The 1,727-nt window shown below is 54.8% G+C and carries 2 protein-coding genes and 1 pseudogene; 2 read left to right on the top strand and 1 reads right to left on the bottom strand.

The genetic code is table 11. From position 1 onward, the window contains the following. A pseudogene (locus tag QKY98_RS23270) lies at positions 1–281 on the top strand (NAD(P)-dependent oxidoreductase); the annotation flags it as partial. 42 nt (positions 282–323) lie between these two features. Here QKY98_RS23270 and QKY98_RS23265 read toward each other — a convergent pair. Further along, positions 324–470, bottom strand: a complete 147-nt coding sequence (locus QKY98_RS23265; RefSeq protein ID WP_257706768.1) for an FCD domain-containing protein — start codon at positions 468–470, stop codon at positions 324–326. 140 nt (positions 471–610) lie between these two features. Here QKY98_RS23265 and QKY98_RS23260 point away from each other — a divergent pair. Further along, positions 611–1,727: DUF4158 domain-containing protein (locus tag QKY98_RS23260; protein ID WP_284671658.1), on the top strand; the 1,117-nt coding region annotated here is incomplete at its 3' end.

Below are 1,727 nucleotides of genomic sequence, written 5' to 3'. Positions count from 1 at the left end.
CATCGCCCGTGGAAGTTGGTCGATGAGCGCGCACTCATAGCCGCCTTGCGTGAAGGCCACATTGCGGCGCTGGACTGGGTGTCTTCGTCGACGAGCCAAGAGTCCCCGACGCGCTGAGGCAGGGCCAGCGAGTCGTGCTGCAGCCCCATTGCGCCAGTGCCAAGGTGGAAACACGGACTCGTATGGGGGAGATGGTGAATATGGAGAAGGGCGAACTGGTGCCACTCAAGACACCTTCGACCTACCGGCTCTGCAGTATCGCTTATGTAGCCTCTACGTAAATGTAGTTAAACATAGGAACACGGAGCTAAAAACCAATCAGCTCAAAGCGTACGGATGATCACCCGCCGGAAGTCATCGATGTGATGATGGATGGCATGACTAGCCGCCTCGCTGTCACGGTTCTCCATGGTATTGAGGATCTGCAGATGCTCTTCGTAGATACGCTCGCTATGATGCATCCCCGACATGGTCAGGGGGTCATGCCGAGATATAAGGAAAATTCACTCACTTCGCACGTAACGTGTTGATGCCAAGAGAATTTACCAAGTCGACCGCACAGCCTCTGATCGTGGACTATCTTTTCTGACTCCTCAGAAAAGGAGTTCCTATGGCTTCATTAGAGCGTACGGCGTATCCCACTCTGCCAAAGGCGTATTCAAAAGCTGAGCTGCAGCGTGATTTTTCGTTCTCAGATGATGAGATTAAGTGGGTACGAAGCAAGTCCAAGGCCCCCTTTCACCTCAATCTCGCCGTTCTCCTAAAAACCTTTCAGGTGCTCCGATATTTTCCTGATATCACCGACGTACCTATTCAACTGGTGGACTTCATTCGCGGAGAGTTGGGTCAGCGTAGCAAGGTGAAACTCGCGGAATACAAGTGGTTCCAACAATATCGCCACATGAACGCGATCCGAGCTCGCCTCGGTGTGACGGCATTCTACGGCTCTGATGCCATGGAGCTCGCCGAGCGGCATGCCAAAGCAATGTCGTTTGTGCTTGACCAACGCGCCGACATCATCAACTCCGTAATCGAAGAACTGATCAGCCAGGATTATGAGCTCCCTGCGTACTCGACCCTGAATGATCTCGCTGAGCGAATTCATGCCGAATCCCAAGAGGCAATATTCAACCTCGTAGTAACCAGAACGCCAGTCGAGGTGATCCACAAGTTAAAGGATCTGCTCGACACTGATTTCGGCCGACGCCAGAGCGACTTCAATGCGCTGAAGCAGGCGCCCAAGAAGCCATCTCGCAAGCACTTGGAGGTGCTGATCGATCATCTGGCTTGGCTCGAGAGCCTCGGGGATCTGGATGCCATTTTTGGAGGAATAGTCGACACCAAGATCCGCCACTTCGCTGCCCAAGCCGCGGCGTCGGATGTAGCCGAGCTGAAGGACTGCTCACTGCCGAAACGCTACACGCTGATGCTGGCCTTGATCTACCGCATGCGCGGGCGGACCCGGGATCACCTGGCCGAGATGTTCATCCGACGGATTTCGACGATCCATAAACGCGCCAAGGAGGAGTTGGAGCGAATCCAGGCGCGGCAACGCCAGAAGCTGGAGCAGTTGGCGGCGACCCTGGATGGCGTGGTGCAGATTCTGGTTCAAGAACCGGATGACCAGGAGGCTGGCAGTCTGATTCGGGAATACCTCTCCCCCGGTGGCAATTTGGATCGGTTGCGTGAGACTTGCGCCGAAGTACAGGCTACCGGCGGTAATAACT

The sequence above is a fragment of the Pseudomonas sp. HR1 genome (genome assembly GCF_030175875.1).
GTDB classification, from domain to species: domain Bacteria; phylum Pseudomonadota; class Gammaproteobacteria; order Pseudomonadales; family Pseudomonadaceae; genus Chryseomonas; species Chryseomonas oryzihabitans.
Note: the sequence above shows the minus strand (reverse complement) of the source record. Positions and strands in the feature narration are given on the sequence as shown.